The following is a 16,498-nucleotide window of genomic DNA, read 5'->3' as shown; positions in this document are numbered from 1 at the left end:
CCTCTCATCGGATTCATTGCTGAGAACTCATTGATGAATCTTGGGCGGGTCGAGAAACACTCCTTTTGGCTCATATTCATGATGGACGGTCCCGTCCATCTGGTATACCCACAAAAGGTAGTCGTCGATCCCCGTTTTTCCTGAGCGACTCCAATTAGTGTATTCAAATCCAACTTGCATGGCAGCCTCCCACGTTTCTGCCCCTTGCCGAATGAGATGTGCTGCTAAACTTGGTCTAAGGTTGGAGTCAAGACGATTTCGCTGGCGGTCTATTCCTGATTTTTCAGCTATTTTGTGGATATGTCTTGTCACACCTCCTCTGCCCATTGTATCGATGTCAGATATTTTTGATTTGTCATGCCACTTTAATAGTCCTTCAAGTGGAAGTTCGTGCGCTCCGTCAGAGCTAGGTGGATGCCATCTCTTCGGAATCTGGAGGACCCAGTCCTCGGTAGTTGCTATGTGTTCGGACGGCACGATAATTAGTGTGTCATGTTTATCACTATACAACCGATCGACCCACTCTGTACTGAATTCTCCCAGTAATGCTGTCGTTAGACCGGTGAAAGCAGAGAGAAGACTGATAATTTTGGTGATTGGGTTTTCATATTGAACAGCGGTTTCAACGAATGCACTGTACTCTCGCTCTTTGAGTGGCACCCTCATGTGTGGTATTAGACCTGCCCGGACGCATGCTTGCCACCACCCGAACCTGTCCTGATAACAGTGATGAGAGTACTTTCCAGAGACCTCTACTTCTCTGGGTGTTGGTGCTCTATGTCCGTTCGCAAGGCGCTGGAGGTCACGGAGTAACTGCTCATCCGAGTAATGATGGTAGGATGGGGGCTCACAGTCCGCAGCTTTGACTGCATTAGACCAAGTCCCATATCGGTTTACAATCGTTTTTACAGCGTATTTTCCTCTCTCATCGTAGCTCGGAGAGGTTGGTGCACGCCCTCGTCCGTCTGAGTGTTTGCGGATGTCAGATAGAAGGTCTGAACTAGGAATGTCTCGGAATAGATTCGGTTCATAGCCAGCTGTTCTAAGTGCGCTGTTGTAGCTCCCGAACCGTCTGTAGAGTGTGTCCGCGTGGTAGGCCCCATACTCATTATACTGCATCACAGTTGGTGTCTCTCCAACCTTTTTTTGAACTTTCTTGAGATCTTTCAGTAACACTTCGTCTGCAATATTTACTTCACGAACGGGTGTGTAGCCAGCTGCTCTGATACTCTCGTTGTAGCTCCCAAAGTGATATGTTAATGTACTAATAGAGAACCTGCCGTGAGTTCCGTATTGGTCATACGTAGGTGGGCCTCCGATCACCTTTGCAACTCTCTGAATGTCAAGTATCAGTTCAGTGTCCGAGACAGGCTGTTTTCGATTCGGCTCGTATCCGATTTCCTTCAAAGCGGTGCCGAAACTCCCGAAACGATTCCCAAGCGTACTCCCATGAAAATCTCCGTGTTCGTTGTATTGATCTCGTGTTGGTGTTTCACCGAGATTATCAGCAACCTCCGCAAGATCAGCTAACAGTTTCTCTACTGGAATATCTATCCGCGAGTTAACATCGATATCAGCGGATTTGAGGGCGTTATTGTATGTTCCAAATACATTAGTGAGACGGCCGAGGCTGTGCTCTCCGTATTCATCGTATTGATCACTGGTCGGGGTCTTACCAAGCTTTGATTCGACATGCTGCAGATCAGCGAGTAACTCATCTTTTGAGGCAGCAGTATGCCTGTTGAGATCATACTCAGCAGCTCTAAGTGCGTTGTTGTAACTTCCGAACTCACGGACAAGCGTATTTGCTGCGTGGTCTCCAAGTTTTTCGTACTGGTGTTGTGTCGGTGACTCTTTGACAAGCTCAGCAACTCTTCGAAGATCGTCAATTAATTGATTTTTTGAGATATTTAATATAGAATCACTTGGATCTGCCACCTGCTGGTTTGGTTCAAGTCCAACAGTCCTAATTGCATCGTTGTAGGACCCAAAACGGCTCAGGATAGTATTCAGACTATGATTACCGTGCTTTTGATATTCTGTCGTCGTGGGTGTTTTTTCGAGTTGATCAGCGACTCTCTGGAGATCAGAGAGCAATTGTCTCTTGGGTATTTTACGGCCCGGCATCTGTGTTAGAACATGGACTTATCTTTATTTTTATCAAGCTCATTGCGCGCGAAATTCACGTACCGGTAGAAGGTTTCCTCAAGTTTGTGGCCGGTCTTGGTCATTGCGTACGCCGTTCTTACGTCGTTCCGTGCCAGTTGTGTACAATAGCTTGCTCTCATATCGTGTGCCACTATATCGGGGATCTTATCACCTTCTTTATTTGTCCCAAATTTTCGAATTTTATCGTTTGGCACACCTTCCTGTATAAGTCGTTTCTTCCGTAATGTGGGATTTATATCTGATTTAGCGCCGACTGCGCGAACGGCTTTATTTGCAAACGCAGCGGAAAAGCCATCTTTGCCATCTGCTTGAATCATGTCAAATCCGTATTCACTCCCAGTTGGCGCAGCTGGTTCGTCGAATGCAAAATAGCGTTCGCAACGATCTTTCAATCCGAAGTATTCCACCTCTCCAGTTACATGGTTCTTGTAAGAATTTGGAATAAGCAGCTGACGGCCAGCAGATGTGGGCGTTTTCGGTGTGTATCCACCATCACCTGATCCCTCACAAGAGCCGCATATATTTTCGTTGCTGTTAGGCCCCTTTCGAGCTTTGTCAATCTCTTTGCGGCAGTTGTCGAAGTCAGGGATATCGAGATACAATTCGTCTCCCCGGTAAGTGAACCAAGATTTGTGCGTGTGGCCACAAGTATCATTTCTTATACCGGTGCCGAGAAGGAGGTGTGATGTCATCGCCTTGTGAGGATCAACGAGATCTTCATCGGCTGTGAGCACATCGACGAACATTTCTTGCCGGTTCTTATGGAGTGGAATCGTGTTACGTCGAGACATTTGTTCTTATTACGAGAAGTTAAGCGTCGGAGTATGAAACCCTTTGGGGTAAACTATCGGAATAAAATTTTCAGAGATCTGCCGTTAGAGATTTCCTTTCATTTTTATATGCCCAATATTTTCTCTATTCCAATACTTAGCCAGGTTGTATTGGAATGAAAACACACACATAACAGAATTATTATATTCTATTCTTGGTCTATTTTCTGTCGAGTTTACCAAAACAAAGACACTTTGAACTCCGTCATGGGAAGTACGTTGTTGGTGAATGAAAAGACAGTGCGAACAAACATTTGCTATGTCCTCGCCCAGCTGGAGCCTGGACAACTCCTCCATGGGTTCGACGGCCGGCAGACTACGCCCCGCAAGCTTGTCTCGACGCTCCTCGAGGCTGACCGTCCGGTGACCAGTGCTGAACTCGATGAGCGAGCCGGAATCTCCAGCCGATCGCGACGAGATCACCTCTCCGATCTCATTGAGGTTGGTCTCATCGTGCCTTGTTGAACACAAGACTGTATCGGGGTAGGGGCGATCATTCACGCTTTCACGGTGTCAAAACCGATTCTTGAACTCAAAAGATACAGTATCCGCAGCTGCCGTCGGTAGCTGAATGTTCAGAACTATGGTATCCAACGTCCTTGCTTCAGTGATGAAGGCGATCCCTCTCCTAGATACGTCCGGAGAAAGAGAGCAGGCCGCGAGCCCTTAATTCGCCGCCTGCGTTGGGTTATGGATAGTACACTTCCGAGTCAGCTCCCGGAGCTGGCACGGCCAGTTCCGGGAGCACAGCTTCTCGCCGTCGTCTTCCTTCAACTGCGAGAAGCCCATTTCACTCATCTCTAGATTAATCAGAGCTCGTCAGGATCGAGATCTCCGGCAAGATACTGCTCACCAGTCTCGGTGACCCTATAGTAGCCTCGCTTGACGCGCTCGACGAGGCCATGATCGACAAGCACTGAGAGTCGACGGTTTACTTCGCTTCGTGCCTTGTCGATGTTGAACGCAATAACGGATGGAGACAGGACCAGCCCAGATGTTGCTAGTGCCTCAAGAATGCGGTCGTCAATGGGCATTTGCATCCACGGGGCTGGCTCTCTCACGGTTCTCCTCTATGCTACATCACTTCTTCAACCGATATATCAAGTTTGATAACTATTTGATGAAAATAACCTCACTAATAGGTGAGGTTTTTATACCTATTCTACATATACTAGCTCGTGAGCCATGGCATCACATAGTGAGCCTCTGACCCGAGAAGTAGCCTGGAATGGACTCATTCAACAGATGGGTTCAGCGGCTGTTGAACTACCTGATGAACAACCCCTTATCGGGGCTAGCTCCAGGTCGATAGCGAGGTGTGAGCGATGACAGAGAACTGCTCTCCAAATCCCGATGTAATCAATCCCGAGATGAAATTAGAAGATATTCGCTACAGGGTAAATGCCAATACCTGTGACGGACATGGACGGTCAACTGCATCTGGACGAGGATACAACGCTGAACGCCTCTTTAATGCCATATTTGACGAGTCTGGCACCGCTTTCCGCGGGACAATTGATTCACATATTGATAGTTATGTCCCTGGTGAGATAGCCTACGACGTTGAGGTCAAATCCTGTGTCGCTCGCTATCAGAGTAGTACTAGCAAGCCTGGCCGATATGGACAGTTCCGAATCTGGAAGCATCATCACGACCAGTTGATAGCTGAAACCTCACAGTTCGATTCACGCGCACCGATTTACTTTTTTGTCGTATATTCAGTCAGATATGGGATCGAAGAAGAGGTAGGGAAATTACTCGTACCTGCTGGGGTAGTTGACGATGTGCTTGATAACTGGTCTCTTGAAGAGCACGTGACGATGGGCGAACAGAGGACCCGTCAGATCTCGTGGCACCTCCTACTGAAGCGATTAGGCGTTTCGGTAGATCGATTCAAATCGGAGGACCTTATCGACCTCACAGATGAGTGACTCACGACTCACTCCAGTTGCGTTCGACATCGAGACCTCCGGATTCGATGCGGACGCTGTCATCACCGTTGCTGGGTTCGCGCACGGTCTCGGTGAATCGCTTATTCTCAATACTGGCGGCCACAGCGAGGTTGATCGCAACACACTGGTGAGGGCGCTTGATGAGGAGTCAACTGGGACAGCCCAACTCGACGTCGTTGCTGACGAGGGCGAACTCCTCGAGGCGGTCGCGTCGTTTGTTACGAACCAACTCGATGGTGACACCCACTACGTGACCGCATTCAACGGTGAGACGTGGAACGGTGGGTTCGATCTTCCCTTCTGTCGAACGCGATTTCTCCAACATGGACTACGATGGCCCTTTGGCGATATTGCGTACGCCGATATGATACAGGTTGTTGACCGGTTCAATACCCATGGCCACAGTGACCTCGTTGGTGTGTATGATGTTCTTGTTGGTGACGAGACGTGCGACCCGTTCGACGATAGCGCTGAAGCCGTTGACGCGTTCCAGACAGGTGACTGGCTCTCGCTCTGTCAGCACAATCTGGCCGATATCCAGCGGACTCGAAAGTTAGCCGAACTCGCCGGGCAGTTTGTTGCCCGGTCGGATTTCAAGATGAAGAACCTACAGCCACCATCTCGATGAGGAGTTCACAATGGGAGAGATGGGCCACGAGATGCGGAACGACATACCGATGGTGAGGACAGCTATAGTTGTCGTTAGAACTTTCTGCTCAGAGAGTAGTACAGTACCTAATGGATCATCTCGACAAGATCTCCGTCAAAGAACTCCAAGACGCACTTGACAACGTTGACGGAAACAAACCGACGCAACGGTTGTTAGCTGCGATCGCGTACAAAAACGGCGTCACGCAGACTGAACTTGCCGAGTGGCACAATACCGGCCGAAGAACGATCTACAGTTGGCTCAAACGGCTCGATACGGACGAGCCGCTTGAACAGGCCGTTACTGATGCTCATCGATCTGGTCGAAAGCGAAAACTCTCAGAAAAACAGCAGCAAGAGTTTGAACAGACAGTCCACGAATCACCCGAAGAGATCGGCTTTGACGCGCCGGCGTGGACGCCGCCGCTTGTGAAAGAATTTCTCGAAGAAACGTACGGCGTCAAGTATTCACTCCCGAGCTGTCGGCGGTTGTTGAAAGAGGCGGGATTGAGCTATCAAAAACCACGCCGTTCAGCTGCTGAATCCGACGAAGACGACCAAGAAGCGTTTCACGACGAGATCAAAAAAAGCGGCGAGAGATGGACGCCACAGTAGTCTGTATCGATCAAACCAAGAAATCTGTCCAAGTCGAGCCGCGTGCCGCGTGGTTTCCGCGCGGCACGCGGCCTTCCGTCGAATTATCCGGTCAACGGGACTGGACGTGCTTGTTAGGCGCGATCACCGAGGACGGAGATCGCTTTTTCTCTCGTCTCACCGAGTATATTACCGCCGATCACGCGAGACATTTCATTTTAGCACTATGTGAAGAATTTGAAAAGGATTTGATCATCGTGCTCGATGGAGCACCGTATTTTCAGGCATCGGCCGTCACGGACCTCGCGGCCCGTGACGACCTCGCCTTTGTAACGCTCCCGTCATATTCGCCGGAGTTGAACCCTGTCGAGGAATGCTGGAGACAGCTCCAAGCAGCGCTCAGCAACCGCTTCTTCGACTCACTCGATGAACTGACAACAGCGATCGACACCGCTCTTGATCAACTCTCCATCCCAAATGTGAGTAATTATTTCTAATGGCTACTATAGGTATCTAACATATCGTCACTAGAAATCGTAGCTGCGTAGTGGCCACTCGCGAACCGTGGTCATGTAGCCGTCCTAGAGAAGTACTTTCACTCCGCTCGCCCGAAGTATAAGTTATAGAGCGTGTGATTTTGAGGTGAGGGAGCAGAGCAGGGTCGGTCCCACCGACCGGACCAGCTCCAAGACAGAGTCACACGCTCCCTCTCCCCCTCGAAGTAGCTCGTGAACTCGTGAGAATGAGCCCTGATGACCCAGAGACAGTCCGTGGCGACTGCTCGTTCTGCGGCGAGACAGTCACGAGTCGGCACGCAATCATCCACTATGAGACCGCTGGCGGTGACCCTGGCGTATGGGCCGAATGCCCCGGCTGTGGCGAGATCGTTGACCCCACCCATGCTTAGTAAACAGTTCATCCGGCAGATCGTCAGTCTCGAGCCGTCATCGACAACGCACCACGAGTGCCGTTACTGTGGGTACACCGTGGAGAAGGACGTCGATGAATGTCCACAGTGTGGCTCTGCCGAGATTGCGGCCTACGATCTCAAGTAATTGCGGAGGTGGTCACGGTTGGGAGAGAGGGTTTAGTGCCTTATGTAGCATCTGAACGCTAACATGGCTCCGGTTGTTACATAAGGTATGGAGCAGCCGTCACCACCCACCTCGCTCCCGAAGTATCTCGCTGAGGGGCTCCCCAAACAGGACACGGAAACACTCCATGAGATACGGAACTACGGCGAGGCGCTCATCGAGTATCGCGACCAGCCACTCAACACTGACGAGCTTCCCGAGACTGCTGAGCCCGTCGACGAGTCCGATAGCGCAGAAAGCGGGACCGTCGTCAAAGAGAAAGTCACCTGTGGCGACGATAGCTGTAAGTGCGCTAGCGGAGATCCCGCGGATATGCACGGCCCGTATCTCTATCGCTACTATCGTGAAAACGGGACGATGAAATCGGAGTACATCGGGAAGCCAGGAAGCGAGTAGGGTGGATCAGGATAGTCAGGGTTCCAACGATCCCAGTCAAATAGACAGTTGCCAGTAAAACGACGTTACAGCACCCGTGAGTCTGGTTCGACGATGCTGGCAAACGCGACGTTCTCTTTGACTTGCTCGATCTCGACCGACGGCTCATCACCTGGTTGTCCGCCGGGGACGATCACGACGTAGCCGCGTTCAACCTTCGCAATGCCGTCACCTTGATCACCAGTCGTCTCGATCGTCACGTCGCGGACTTCACCTTCGTCTACGGGAGGACCGTCCGACGTCGGAGTTGGTTCTTGAGCAGCCGATTGGGGTTGCTCTTCCTGAGTCTTCTTGCTTGTCGAGGATTCTGATTTCAAGATCGCGACGCGATACGTTTCGTCGGCAGCAAGCGCGTCGTGTTCGATTTCACTCGCGGGGATATCCACAATATACGATCCGTCACGTTCTTCGATTTGAGCACTAAACACAGAGCGAAGCGAATCAGAAATCTCAATCATCAGGTATCAAGAGTTTTAGCTAGTCAACATATCTAAATCTCCCGTTTTGCGCTACTCTGAGGTGGTAATCTAGTGTATGCTGAAGAGAACACGCAGATCCCGAACAGAAACTCCTCGAAAGACTAGCAGGCCAGATCAGTCAATACTGGTGAGATATGTGACGTCCATCTCAAGGGTACCAGACCGCATTCCCCGGGGTGTGATGGACCCAAGTGTCGTCGTCGAGGATCTGTGGGTCGTGCCAGCGGAAGCGACCGTTCCCAATGTAGGAGAAGGGCAAGGACTCGTCCTCAACGTGGATTTCCATCCGAGTACAGCCCGTAAATGACTCGCGAGTCGCTGCGGTCTGGGGGATAAACGTGTGGTCGACGTTCGCCCCACCGTTCTCGGTGGAGACGATGGTGTGGGCGATCGAGAGTCCGTTTGCGTCGGTCGTACCAGGCCCGACCGTGTCGACGAAATTGTCAAAATCGGCGACAAGGCGGACCTGTTCCGGCCGATACGCGCCGTCGTCTCCCGTCGTGGATCCGCCGTAAATCGTCGCCTCCATATCCAGGAAGAACGAAGTGGGTTCATCGTTGGAGACAGTGCGAACGCGGTCCCAGCGATCGAACCCACCGGCATCGTTCACTCCACGAATGCGAGACGTACCGACGAACACACCGTCATCCGGGATCGATGGCGCTTCGACCGGGACAGTACAGTCCTTCAGTAGAGGGTCGAACAGTTCGCCCAGAGCCCACGGCAGGTCGCGCGGGAGGTCCGCACCGACGAACAGATGCGTATCCAGCCGGTCGTCGTTGGGAACGGCTGCTGCGATGCGGGTGTTAGCTCCCCAGCTGTCCCGGACGAAGCCGTAGGACCGATCGGTCTCATCGCAGGCCTGCATCACGATCCACTGGGCGTCCCTGCCAGCGACGACAACAGGCATATCGTCGGCGAGCACGCCAGTGATTCCCTTGATCTGGTCGTCACTGGACGGGAATACGGCAACATCAGCATCGTCCGGGTCGTTGACGAGCGAGACGTCGTCCGTGTTGGGAAAATCGGCACCGCTTGCGACAAAGATACGCCGTCCACCGATACCGTGGACGGGCGGAGCAGCCGCCGACGGCGAACTGTTCAGTACGGATCCGCAGCCAGCGACAGAGCCGACGATACCGGTTGCGACTGTCGCGAGGAGGGCGCGACGGGAACGCGGGGGCATATCGCCTATGTCACGAACACAACATCATCAAGCTGTTGAATCAACTGACCAGTACTTCCGACTGGTGACCGATACAGAAGCAAGCGCGTTCTATCGGCTGATTCGGCTGTAAATTCACGAAATAAATATCGTGACAACTCTTCTATGACACCTAGGAACAGCATGGGTGGCCCAACAATCTCGTCAAGAAATATGATGGCGAGAACAGTATACCAAGCCCCCACAAATCACCGGTGACAGACGCCTTAATCCCTATAGAACTCATCCGACAAGCTCCCCAGTAGTCGCTTCTTGAAGGCTCAGCTGACGCGGGCGTCTCCCCATTATCTCAGTCTCACGTTCAACAAGGGCACCACCAGCGACAGCAGCATCCTCCCGATAACACGCTCTCGCAGTCACTGCCCACAGCGCTGGCAGCACCTCATCGAGTAACGGCCATGGTTCTGTAAGTTCTAGCAAGACGTCGCCAGCGAACCCGACTTCCTCTGATGAGACAGGTCCATCTGGCCCGTGATGCTCCCGAGCTGTCCGTAACGCTCCGGCCGCAGCGTGGACATCGTTGCTGACGGTCGGATCGCTCACCCAGTGCGGGTAGATATCTTGGTATCGCTCAGGAAGTTCTCCGTCGTCCCGGTCCGTTTCCGCAAACGACAGCTGGAGTCGGTAGCCAGCATCTGTCATCGCGACGATTCCAGCATCAACGAGGTCAGGGAGATGGTCACGAAGCGAGCGAGCCGACACGCCGGCTCGCTCGGCGAGTGTAGACTGCGTCAGGAATTCTTCAGCACCGGCGAGTGCCACAAAGGCCTTTCGCGGCGTTGACGACGCATCTCGGAGTACCTGCTCTGGGGACAGTGCTGCGATGATGTGTCGGAGTTCTACAGAGCGGATGTGTCGTATCTCGGCTTCAGGCTCTAGCGCTCGGGCGACCCCGTTCGCGATTGCTAGCGGTGACCGACACAGTCCGTGAAGCACCGATACTGCCTCTGGAGTTGTGAGCAGATTCTTCGCCTCGAGAGCTTCCTCAAGCAGATCCCGGTACTGCTCCCGACTCGTCGATGTCTGGACGGGGACGCGGACACCGATCTCGGGGGCGTCATCCCGGATGCCTCTCGGCGAGACGTTTGATCGAAGCTTCTCAGCAAACACTTCCTGGCGGTCACCGTAATCAGCAAACAGACACCACGAGCCGATGAGTTCACCGAACGGCTCTGCGGCGTTGACATCGACATCCAGTGACCAACGGAGGACCTCGTCACGGTCCTCAAAGAGTTGCCGAAACACGGACGCCATCCCGTATTTCGACGCAATTGCCGAGTTGATTCCAACGAACTTCGCGATAGCTGAGAGCTTCTTGTCGGCAAAATCGTTCTTGAACCGAGGCATCCGACCAATTCGGAGGATGTCCACGCCGGCGAAGTCCAGTAACCGGGTCATTACGCCAATCACGCCGAGTGACTCAGTGAGAATCTTCGTCCGAAACGCCGTTCGAGAGTTGTACTCGCGGTACTCGCCGTGAGTCATGTCCCGCGTCATCTCGCAAATCTCCTCGAGAACAGCTTGTATGCGGTCGCCAAACTCATCGACATCGTCGACGAGTTCGTCTTCTTCAGCAATCCACCCGAGGCAAGCACTGTTCTGTAGGATATTGGGTGCCTCTTGGAGCAGTCGGCGGAAATCACCATTCTCGTCGAGTCGCTCGTCAGTTAGCAGATTGTCCCAGACAAACCCGTCACCCAACGAACGAGCAGTACAGACTGCCCACTGCATCGGATTGTCGACTTCGGCGGCCACAGCGAGCCGATCATTTTCCCAGTCCATGTAGCGCCGAGGAGCTGCTCGATCGTCCCACCCGAAGACCGCCGCATCGACTGTTGCGATGCCGTTCTCGGGGGTCGTCGCGACGGCAGCTTGGTAGGTAGAACGGGGAAGCGGCTGGATGGTGTGGAGTGCGGGAAGGCGGTCGCGGCTCCACCCGGTCGCCCCCTCACGTGTGTGTGCGGGTCTAGACTCCAAATTGTCGTCGGATTTTCCGGCCCGACTCACAAATTTTTGAAGGGGCTTCTGTTGCATCTCGGATCGTCCGATCTCCTCCAGTAGCCGCATCCCAGCTGGGCGAATCGCTACCTTGCTCCCATCACTAGTCCCGATCCGATCGGTCACCAGTTCGTGTTCGCGAAGCTGTCGGAGGTGGTACGCAACATTGTTCCGTGACTGGTCGGGCTCGTCGTACGGGGCAGCCCGGTAGAGCGCCTCGTAGGACGCAGTCTGTCCGGCTTCTACACCGATACGTTCGAGCGTCGCGACGACCTCACCATCCGTATCGAGTGCCTCCAGAGCCGCAGCTACGTGGTCGTCAACGGCACCGGAAGCGCGCTGGCCTGTGTTGCATTGCTGACTCACATCGAACGCTGCCACGTCCGGCACGTTGCCGTCAAGCTCGTCGATATCGATCTCCGGATCGTAGGTCCACGCAAAGCGGCGCATCCAGATTGGTGATTCAAACACAACTCGAACATCCACACCGTGCCCGAGCCAACTGAGCAGCTGGACCATCCGCCGGCGCTGGTCAGCATGGTCGATCTCTCGGAACGACTCGTCGATACGCACGGTGATCGTCGGCGTATGAACCGAGGCCGAGAGTAACGGCTTCACAATACGCCGGATGTCTTCGATCTCGCCGTTGAACCCAATACCTAGTGGGCTGAAGTCGGTATCACCGAGGCTAGAAAGAAACTCCACTGCCTGCTGGTGTTGCTCGGAGCCGACGTCCTTACACAGGCTGAGCAACGTCGACGTGGCAATTGACCCACGAAGGTTCTCGGCATCCTCGAGGGCGCCCCGATCGACCATGCCAAGCTGGTCGTCGACGATCGCCTCGAGTGCCTGCCACGCGACCCCGTCGCCGGCGCCGCCAACGAGCTCACGAACGGCAAGCGCGATATCCTCCTGAAGGACATCAACAAGACGCTGCCACAGCTCACCCGGCCGGCTGTCCTCGTTGAGACGTACCGTCCCTGACGACTCCGCTGGATACTGTTGGACCAGCCACAGACCAGAGTCCCCATGGTGACGGAGATCTTCGAGGGAACGGTAATCGGGCTCATCGCCGGCTTCTTCATCCATCTCGTCGCCGTCCAGATGGTGATCATTCGAGAACTCACCAGTGACCACCTGGACGCCGAGCGGGTCGTCGACGAGCTCGCGGTTCCACTCGTCTTCAAGCTCAGCATAGTGATCGACGTCGGCGAACTCATCGCCAGCGCTGCGCTTGTTCGCGAGCAGTACCGACCGTTTCTCGACGGCGTCCACCCACGTCTCTGCTCTCTCTTTGCGGCGTAACTTCTCGTCTGTATGGCGTGTTCCACACTGCGGACACTCGTGTTGGTCCGCAGGTCGCACGCCGACTACATCCTCGATGACCCAGTGTTCCGTACATTCGGCACATCCGACGACAGCGAAGCGACTCATCGGGAGGGCTCACCTCGATCTGATCCGGTTGCGTGCATACTGCGCTCTCGCACGCTATCTGACGCCAAACATCGCGTAAATCACCGAATTCACGCGGGAGAGGAGCAGCAGGGCCTAGTTCCGGTGAAACACAGATGCCACTCTGAGCACCGGAATGATTAAGTTCATCTCGGGAGAACGTGGGAGTACGCTTGTCTCACTGGGCTGCCAAGCCCTGTGGTCTCCCGGGATGACCCCCTGCTGCCACCAGGGGGGATGACCCCCTGATTCTACGTCATCTAGCTGTGCATATTAGATGGCGATGTAACGACTCTTCTTAATCCCATCGGTCAGATAGATCAACTGGCGGTACAGTCCGACGTTTTTGGACTATCTGTCACAGCCCATATTATCGCTGTAGAAACAATCGTATGACAACAACTCCACAGCCGGGTGAAATTCACTCGTTGTAGTAGATGTGGAGGTCGGCAAAGTTCTGCCAATTCTGTAGAAGATAGTCTCGCATCCGCTGATAGGAGTAACCATCATCAAGCCACACCTTCTTATCCTCATCACTGTCGGGTGGCAGATACTCCTTGTCGAGGTGAGGTTGGTTGTGGCGAGTATCCATCCCTACGATTTCGTCGTTTTCGTCGAGTGGAGACTCGGCTTTCTGAACGAGTGACCACCCATAGTTCTCGGCATCTTCTGCAGGGTCGTAGTCGTCGAAGCCGTCGGGATCTGGTTCGACATACCCGACGATAAAGTAGTTATCACCTCGGTACTCTCCGAGGTCAATATTGTCAAAACACCTTTGACTGTTGTGGTTCTAACAACGGTCAAGGAGTAATGAATATGCCTGAATTCGAAGAATCCCCAACATCGGTGCCTGATCCGAACGACTTCGAGAGTGAGGACGCAGAGTTTGATGAGCGTTTAGAACTCCGAGCTGCGTTCTCGGAGACGCTTACCCAGCACGGGTTCCCGGACACGCTCGTTCTTACCCGGGAGCGTGCTGGTGATATCTTCCATGACCGGCGTCTCGATCTACTCGATTATTTGAAAGACCACGATCCTGACTCGGTTCGATCCCTTGCGAATGAGCTGGGCTACGATAAAGGAGTCGTCAGCCGGGATCTCCAGAAGCTTGCCCGTATCGACGTCATCGAATATGTAGAAGAAGGTCGTGCGAAAGCGCCACGGCTCAAGCACAATCACATCGCTATTGAACCGGTCGTCTAATCCGTTTTATTAGAAACAACTTCAGCCTCTCTCGATGTGCGTCTGACTTAATCTTAAGCTTAGGGATATCCTTAGGGATAACCGTATCATGGCTGATCAATTCACGGCGGCACTCGATGACGCCGAAGAGGCCCATGCTCGGTATGCCGAGCAGTTAGGGCTCATCGAGGACCGCACACCGTTCGCGGCGGAATCACTTCCTGACACGCGGGTCGCCGTACGAGTCAACGATGACCTTCTCCAAGAGGTTGCCTCACACATCCTCACCCGTGCCGGGCACGTCTCGGTGGTCGACAAGCGAGGTGCTGGGAAGACCCACTTCCGAGAGCTTGTGTACAACGCGCTGAGCGAGGGCCCTCGCAGCGACGAGTTCGCAATCGCCCGCATTCGTGAGGTCGAGAGCATCACCACACGCCGGCTTTACACGCGGCTGCTTGACGAACTCGATGCGTACGATGAGTTGGACATCCCCGAGACTTACCCGCGGGCAACCGACGAGGTCCGCCAAGTCGTTGAGGAGGTCGCCGAGCAGTTGGAGGCGGCAGACCTCACGTGTATTGTCCAAGTGGATCAGCTTGAGGACGCGGCGCGGAACACGCGTACCTTTGAGCAGCTGCTCGCCGGGCTTCAGAGCATCGGCGACCTCGGCGAGACCGGGCCTGCCTTCATCCTCTTCCTGTTCGGGACACCCGAGGCCGGCGACCGACTCGACGAACTGCGGGAGACGTTGTCGTCGCGGCTGGTCGCCAAGGACCGGTCGCTCGAACGCTTCGAGTTCGCCGAGACTGAGGAGCTGATCGCTCGGTGGCTGGCGTGGGCCCGCGACGAGGAGTACACTGAGGGGTATCTCTCCGATCCGTACACAGCCTCGGCGATCCGGACGATCGTCGAGCGTTCGGATGGGACGCCGCGCTCGGTGCGGCAGGAGTGCTATCACGCCTACCGTGCTGGCGCCCAGCAGTTCGCCGCCGGTGACGGCGTCGAGATCACTGACGAGACAATCGAGACATGCGCCTAACCTTAAGCTTAAGATTAAAACTATGAGTGATAACCCGATGACGGACGCATTCGACGCAGCGGAAGACGAACAGAACGAGACGAACAAGGGCGACGCCGGGGACAACTTCGATGTCGACCGGTACCTCGACGCGCTGAACAGCGACAGCGCACCGAAGGATAAGACGGTCGGGGTCGCGGTGACGACCGAGACACACGCGTTCTACCATGAACTTCAGAACGCCGATGAGGTCGAGGTGAACCCAGCCCAGTCAGTCCGGGACCATTTGGAGAAGCTGGCGCACCGGCATCCGAAGGTCTTCGAGCGGGCGATGCGGAAGCTCGAAATCGAGCGGGAGTTCTGACGCTGTGTGTCAGCAAATTAACCAACATTCCGATAGAGATGCGTTCGAGTGTTGGTTAACACCAACCCCGCTACAGTCAAATCGTCTCGAAGTGGTCGTACTCGCGCTCAGTCGTGAGAAGGGAGGCGTGACGGAGGCGGTTTCGAACGTCGTAGAGCGTGTTTCCCTCTTCGATCCGTAGCATCCGCCAGGCGACGCTGTGGCGGAGTGTGTGGGCGGAGACATCTTCGGGCCGGCCTCGCCCCGAGAAGCAGTACGGGCGAACGCTAGCGCGACGAGCGGCCCGTTGGACGACGTCGTTGATCCCCTTCCCGGTCATCCGACCAGCCTTCTGGCTAGGGACTAGGGCGAGATCGTCGTCGACGCGGGCCTCGAGGAACTCTCGAAGCGTTGCGACGGTCCGCAGCGAGCCGTCCCGATCGAGTTCAAAGGTAACGGGCGGCGGGGTACTGTCGTTTGGGTAGTCCTTTTGGACTGACGTCGGAAGTCGGAGCAGCCCGTCCTCAAGATCGAGCATCTCACGGTCCACATGGGCGAGTTCGCTGCGACGGAGCCCAGTGTCGTAGAGGAGGGTGATGATCGCGTCGTCACGCTTGGGGTGATGCCCCGCACGAGCGCCATCTCGCATCGCCTCGACCTGATCGGGTTTCACCCAGTGCTTCTCGTCACCCATCTGTGAACCATGCCTCTCTGGGAGCGGTCTAATAATGTTCGATTCCGTTGGTAGAATCGAACATTTCTGTATCCGCGACACCTTCAACCCGCTACAGTCTGGTGGTTTTGCCACGTGGAAGGCGGTCTTCAAGATGCCAACCCAGGGGTAGCGTGCCGAGCATCGGTGGTAAAACGCCCAGCGATAAACTTGTAAATGCTATATATCCTCTCTGGCGCCGCTTCGCACAGTCTCGGAGGATGAGCTAGTTTTGGGTTGAATCGCCATCTATTCATGGTTATTCTCACCACTCAAGGACCGTTTTTGAATCTCTGAGTTTGAACTACCGGACAAGCGTACGAAATTGTATGGATTTTAGCGCTCCTGAATAGAGTTGCCACTCCCG

Annotated in this window: 15 protein-coding genes and 1 pseudogene; 8 read left to right on the top strand and 8 right to left on the bottom strand. The window is 54.3% G+C overall.

What is annotated here, in order from left to right; all coding sequences use genetic code 11:
• Positions 1-27: 27 nt before the first annotated feature.
• The 4 genes and pseudogenes from F3H10_RS07195 to F3H10_RS07180 form a co-directional block, all read right to left on the bottom strand.
• Positions 28-2,127: a homing endonuclease associated repeat-containing protein gene (locus F3H10_RS07195; RefSeq protein ID WP_149784106.1), complete on the bottom strand. Its 2,100-nt coding sequence runs from the start codon at positions 2,125-2,127 to the stop codon at positions 28-30.
• Positions 2,128-2,132: 5 nt separating this feature from the next.
• The gene (locus F3H10_RS07190; protein ID WP_149784105.1) at positions 2,133-2,903 is read right to left on the bottom strand and encodes a site-specific integrase; all 771 of its coding nucleotides are present in this window, start codon (positions 2,901-2,903) and stop codon (positions 2,133-2,135) included.
• Positions 2,904-3,665: 762 nt separating this feature from the next.
• Positions 3,666-3,797 (bottom strand): annotated as a pseudogene (locus tag F3H10_RS07185) (IS5/IS1182 family transposase); the annotation flags it as partial.
• An 11-nt stretch (positions 3,798-3,808) separates the two neighbouring features.
• Positions 3,809-4,039 (bottom strand): winged helix-turn-helix domain-containing protein, encoded by a 231-nt coding sequence (locus tag F3H10_RS07180; RefSeq protein WP_223174267.1) that lies wholly within the window; start codon positions 4,037-4,039, stop codon positions 3,809-3,811.
• A gap of 285 nt (positions 4,040-4,324) precedes the next feature.
• Here F3H10_RS07180 and F3H10_RS07175 point away from each other — a divergent pair, with 285 nt between their 5' ends.
• The 5 genes from F3H10_RS07175 to F3H10_RS07160 all read left to right on the top strand — a co-directional run bounded on the left by F3H10_RS07175 (position 4,325) and on the right by F3H10_RS07160 (position 7,683).
• On the top strand, positions 4,325-4,930 hold the full coding sequence (locus tag F3H10_RS07175) for a hypothetical protein (protein ID WP_149784103.1): 606 nt from the start codon (positions 4,325-4,327) through the stop codon (positions 4,928-4,930).
• Positions 4,923-5,579, top strand: coding sequence for a hypothetical protein (locus F3H10_RS07170; RefSeq protein ID WP_149784102.1), 657 nt, complete (start codon positions 4,923-4,925; stop codon positions 5,577-5,579). Before F3H10_RS07175 ends, F3H10_RS07170 begins: the two co-directional genes overlap by 8 nt.
• A 110-nt stretch (positions 5,580-5,689) precedes the next feature.
• Positions 5,690-6,690 (top strand): IS630 family transposase gene (locus F3H10_RS07165; RefSeq protein WP_149784101.1). Its coding sequence is split into 2 segments (ribosomal slippage): positions 5,690-6,182 and positions 6,182-6,690, totalling 1,002 coding nucleotides; the frame shifts between segments, so codons are not numbered across the junction.
• Positions 6,691-6,935: 245 nt separating this feature from the next.
• The gene (locus F3H10_RS16625) at positions 6,936-7,100 is read left to right on the top strand and encodes a DUF7837 family putative zinc-binding protein (RefSeq protein WP_455325376.1); all 165 of its coding nucleotides are present in this window, start codon (positions 6,936-6,938) and stop codon (positions 7,098-7,100) included.
• A 235-nt stretch (positions 7,101-7,335) separates the two neighbouring features.
• Positions 7,336-7,683, top strand: a complete 348-nt coding sequence (locus F3H10_RS07160; protein ID WP_149784100.1) for a DUF6788 family protein — start codon at positions 7,336-7,338, stop codon at positions 7,681-7,683.
• Between the two features lie 65 nt (positions 7,684-7,748).
• Here the strand turns inward: F3H10_RS07160 and F3H10_RS07155 are convergent, their stop codons facing one another.
• The 3 genes from F3H10_RS07155 to F3H10_RS07145 all read right to left on the bottom strand — a co-directional run bounded on the left by F3H10_RS07155 (position 7,749) and on the right by F3H10_RS07145 (position 12,858).
• Complete coding sequence (locus F3H10_RS07155; protein WP_149784099.1) at positions 7,749-8,180, bottom strand: TRAM domain-containing protein; 432 nt, start codon at positions 8,178-8,180, stop codon at positions 7,749-7,751.
• Positions 8,181-8,349: 169 nt separating this feature from the next.
• Positions 8,350-9,387: a hypothetical protein gene (locus F3H10_RS07150; RefSeq protein ID WP_149784098.1), complete on the bottom strand. Its 1,038-nt coding sequence runs from the start codon at positions 9,385-9,387 to the stop codon at positions 8,350-8,352.
• 261 nt (positions 9,388-9,648) lie between these two features.
• The gene (locus tag F3H10_RS07145) at positions 9,649-12,858 is read right to left on the bottom strand and encodes a DUF5817 domain-containing protein (RefSeq protein ID WP_223174248.1); all 3,210 of its coding nucleotides are present in this window, start codon (positions 12,856-12,858) and stop codon (positions 9,649-9,651) included.
• 834 nt (positions 12,859-13,692) lie between these two features.
• Between F3H10_RS07145 and F3H10_RS07140 the strand changes: the two genes are divergently transcribed.
• The 3 genes from F3H10_RS07140 (at position 13,693) to F3H10_RS07130 (ending at position 15,440) form a co-directional block, all read left to right on the top strand.
• Positions 13,693-14,079, top strand: coding sequence for an HVO_A0114 family putative DNA-binding protein (locus F3H10_RS07140; RefSeq protein ID WP_223174247.1), 387 nt, complete (start codon positions 13,693-13,695; stop codon positions 14,077-14,079).
• Positions 14,080-14,167: 88 nt separating this feature from the next.
• A complete protein-coding gene (locus F3H10_RS07135; protein ID WP_149784096.1) occupies positions 14,168-15,097 on the top strand; it encodes a hypothetical protein in 930 nt (309 codons plus the stop codon).
• 37 nt (positions 15,098-15,134) lie between these two features.
• Positions 15,135-15,440 (top strand): hypothetical protein, encoded by a 306-nt coding sequence (locus tag F3H10_RS07130; RefSeq protein ID WP_149784095.1) that lies wholly within the window; start codon positions 15,135-15,137, stop codon positions 15,438-15,440.
• A 76-nt stretch (positions 15,441-15,516) separates the two neighbouring features.
• Here the strand turns inward: F3H10_RS07130 and F3H10_RS07125 are convergent, their stop codons facing one another.
• A complete protein-coding gene (locus F3H10_RS07125) occupies positions 15,517-16,113 on the bottom strand; it encodes a tyrosine-type recombinase/integrase (RefSeq protein WP_149784094.1) in 597 nt (198 codons plus the stop codon).
• Positions 16,114-16,498: the final 385 nt, after the last annotated feature.

The organism is Halorubrum aquaticum (assembly GCF_900113615.1).
GTDB lineage: Archaea > Halobacteriota > Halobacteria > Halobacteriales > Haloferacaceae > Halorubrum > Halorubrum aquaticum.
The sequence above is the reverse complement of the archived record's forward strand: the minus strand, read 5'-3'. Positions and strand labels throughout refer to the sequence as shown.

What these genes read in the sequence shown, in the direction of transcription:
- F3H10_RS07175 (WP_149784103.1), top strand. Translation starts at nt 4,325, where the DNA reads ATGACAGAGAACTGCTCTCCAAATCCCGATGTAATCAATCCCGAGATG.
- F3H10_RS07160 (WP_149784100.1), top strand. Translation starts at nt 7,336, where the DNA reads ATGGAGCAGCCGTCACCACCCACCTCGCTCCCGAAGTATCTCGCTGAG.
- F3H10_RS07135 (WP_149784096.1), top strand. Translation starts at nt 14,168, where the DNA reads ATGGCTGATCAATTCACGGCGGCACTCGATGACGCCGAAGAGGCCCAT.
- F3H10_RS07180 (WP_223174267.1), bottom strand. Translation starts at nt 4,039, where the DNA reads ATGCAAATGCCCATTGACGACCGCATTCTTGAGGCACTAGCAACATCT.
- F3H10_RS07145 (WP_223174248.1), bottom strand. Translation starts at nt 12,858, where the DNA reads ATGAGTCGCTTCGCTGTCGTCGGATGTGCCGAATGTACGGAACACTGG.
- F3H10_RS07155 (WP_149784099.1), bottom strand. Translation starts at nt 8,180, where the DNA reads ATGATTGAGATTTCTGATTCGCTTCGCTCTGTGTTTAGTGCTCAAATC.
- F3H10_RS16625 (WP_455325376.1), top strand. Translation starts at nt 6,936, where the DNA reads ATGAGCCCTGATGACCCAGAGACAGTCCGTGGCGACTGCTCGTTCTGC.
- F3H10_RS07130 (WP_149784095.1), top strand. Translation starts at nt 15,135, where the DNA reads ATGACGGACGCATTCGACGCAGCGGAAGACGAACAGAACGAGACGAAC.
- F3H10_RS07150 (WP_149784098.1), bottom strand. Translation starts at nt 9,387, where the DNA reads ATGCCCCCGCGTTCCCGTCGCGCCCTCCTCGCGACAGTCGCAACCGGT.
- F3H10_RS07170 (WP_149784102.1), top strand. Translation starts at nt 4,923, where the DNA reads ATGAGTGACTCACGACTCACTCCAGTTGCGTTCGACATCGAGACCTCC.
- F3H10_RS07125 (WP_149784094.1), bottom strand. Translation starts at nt 16,113, where the DNA reads ATGGGTGACGAGAAGCACTGGGTGAAACCCGATCAGGTCGAGGCGATG.
- F3H10_RS07195 (WP_149784106.1), bottom strand. Translation starts at nt 2,127, where the DNA reads ATGCCGGGCCGTAAAATACCCAAGAGACAATTGCTCTCTGATCTCCAG.
- F3H10_RS07140 (WP_223174247.1), top strand. Translation starts at nt 13,693, where the DNA reads ATGCCTGAATTCGAAGAATCCCCAACATCGGTGCCTGATCCGAACGAC.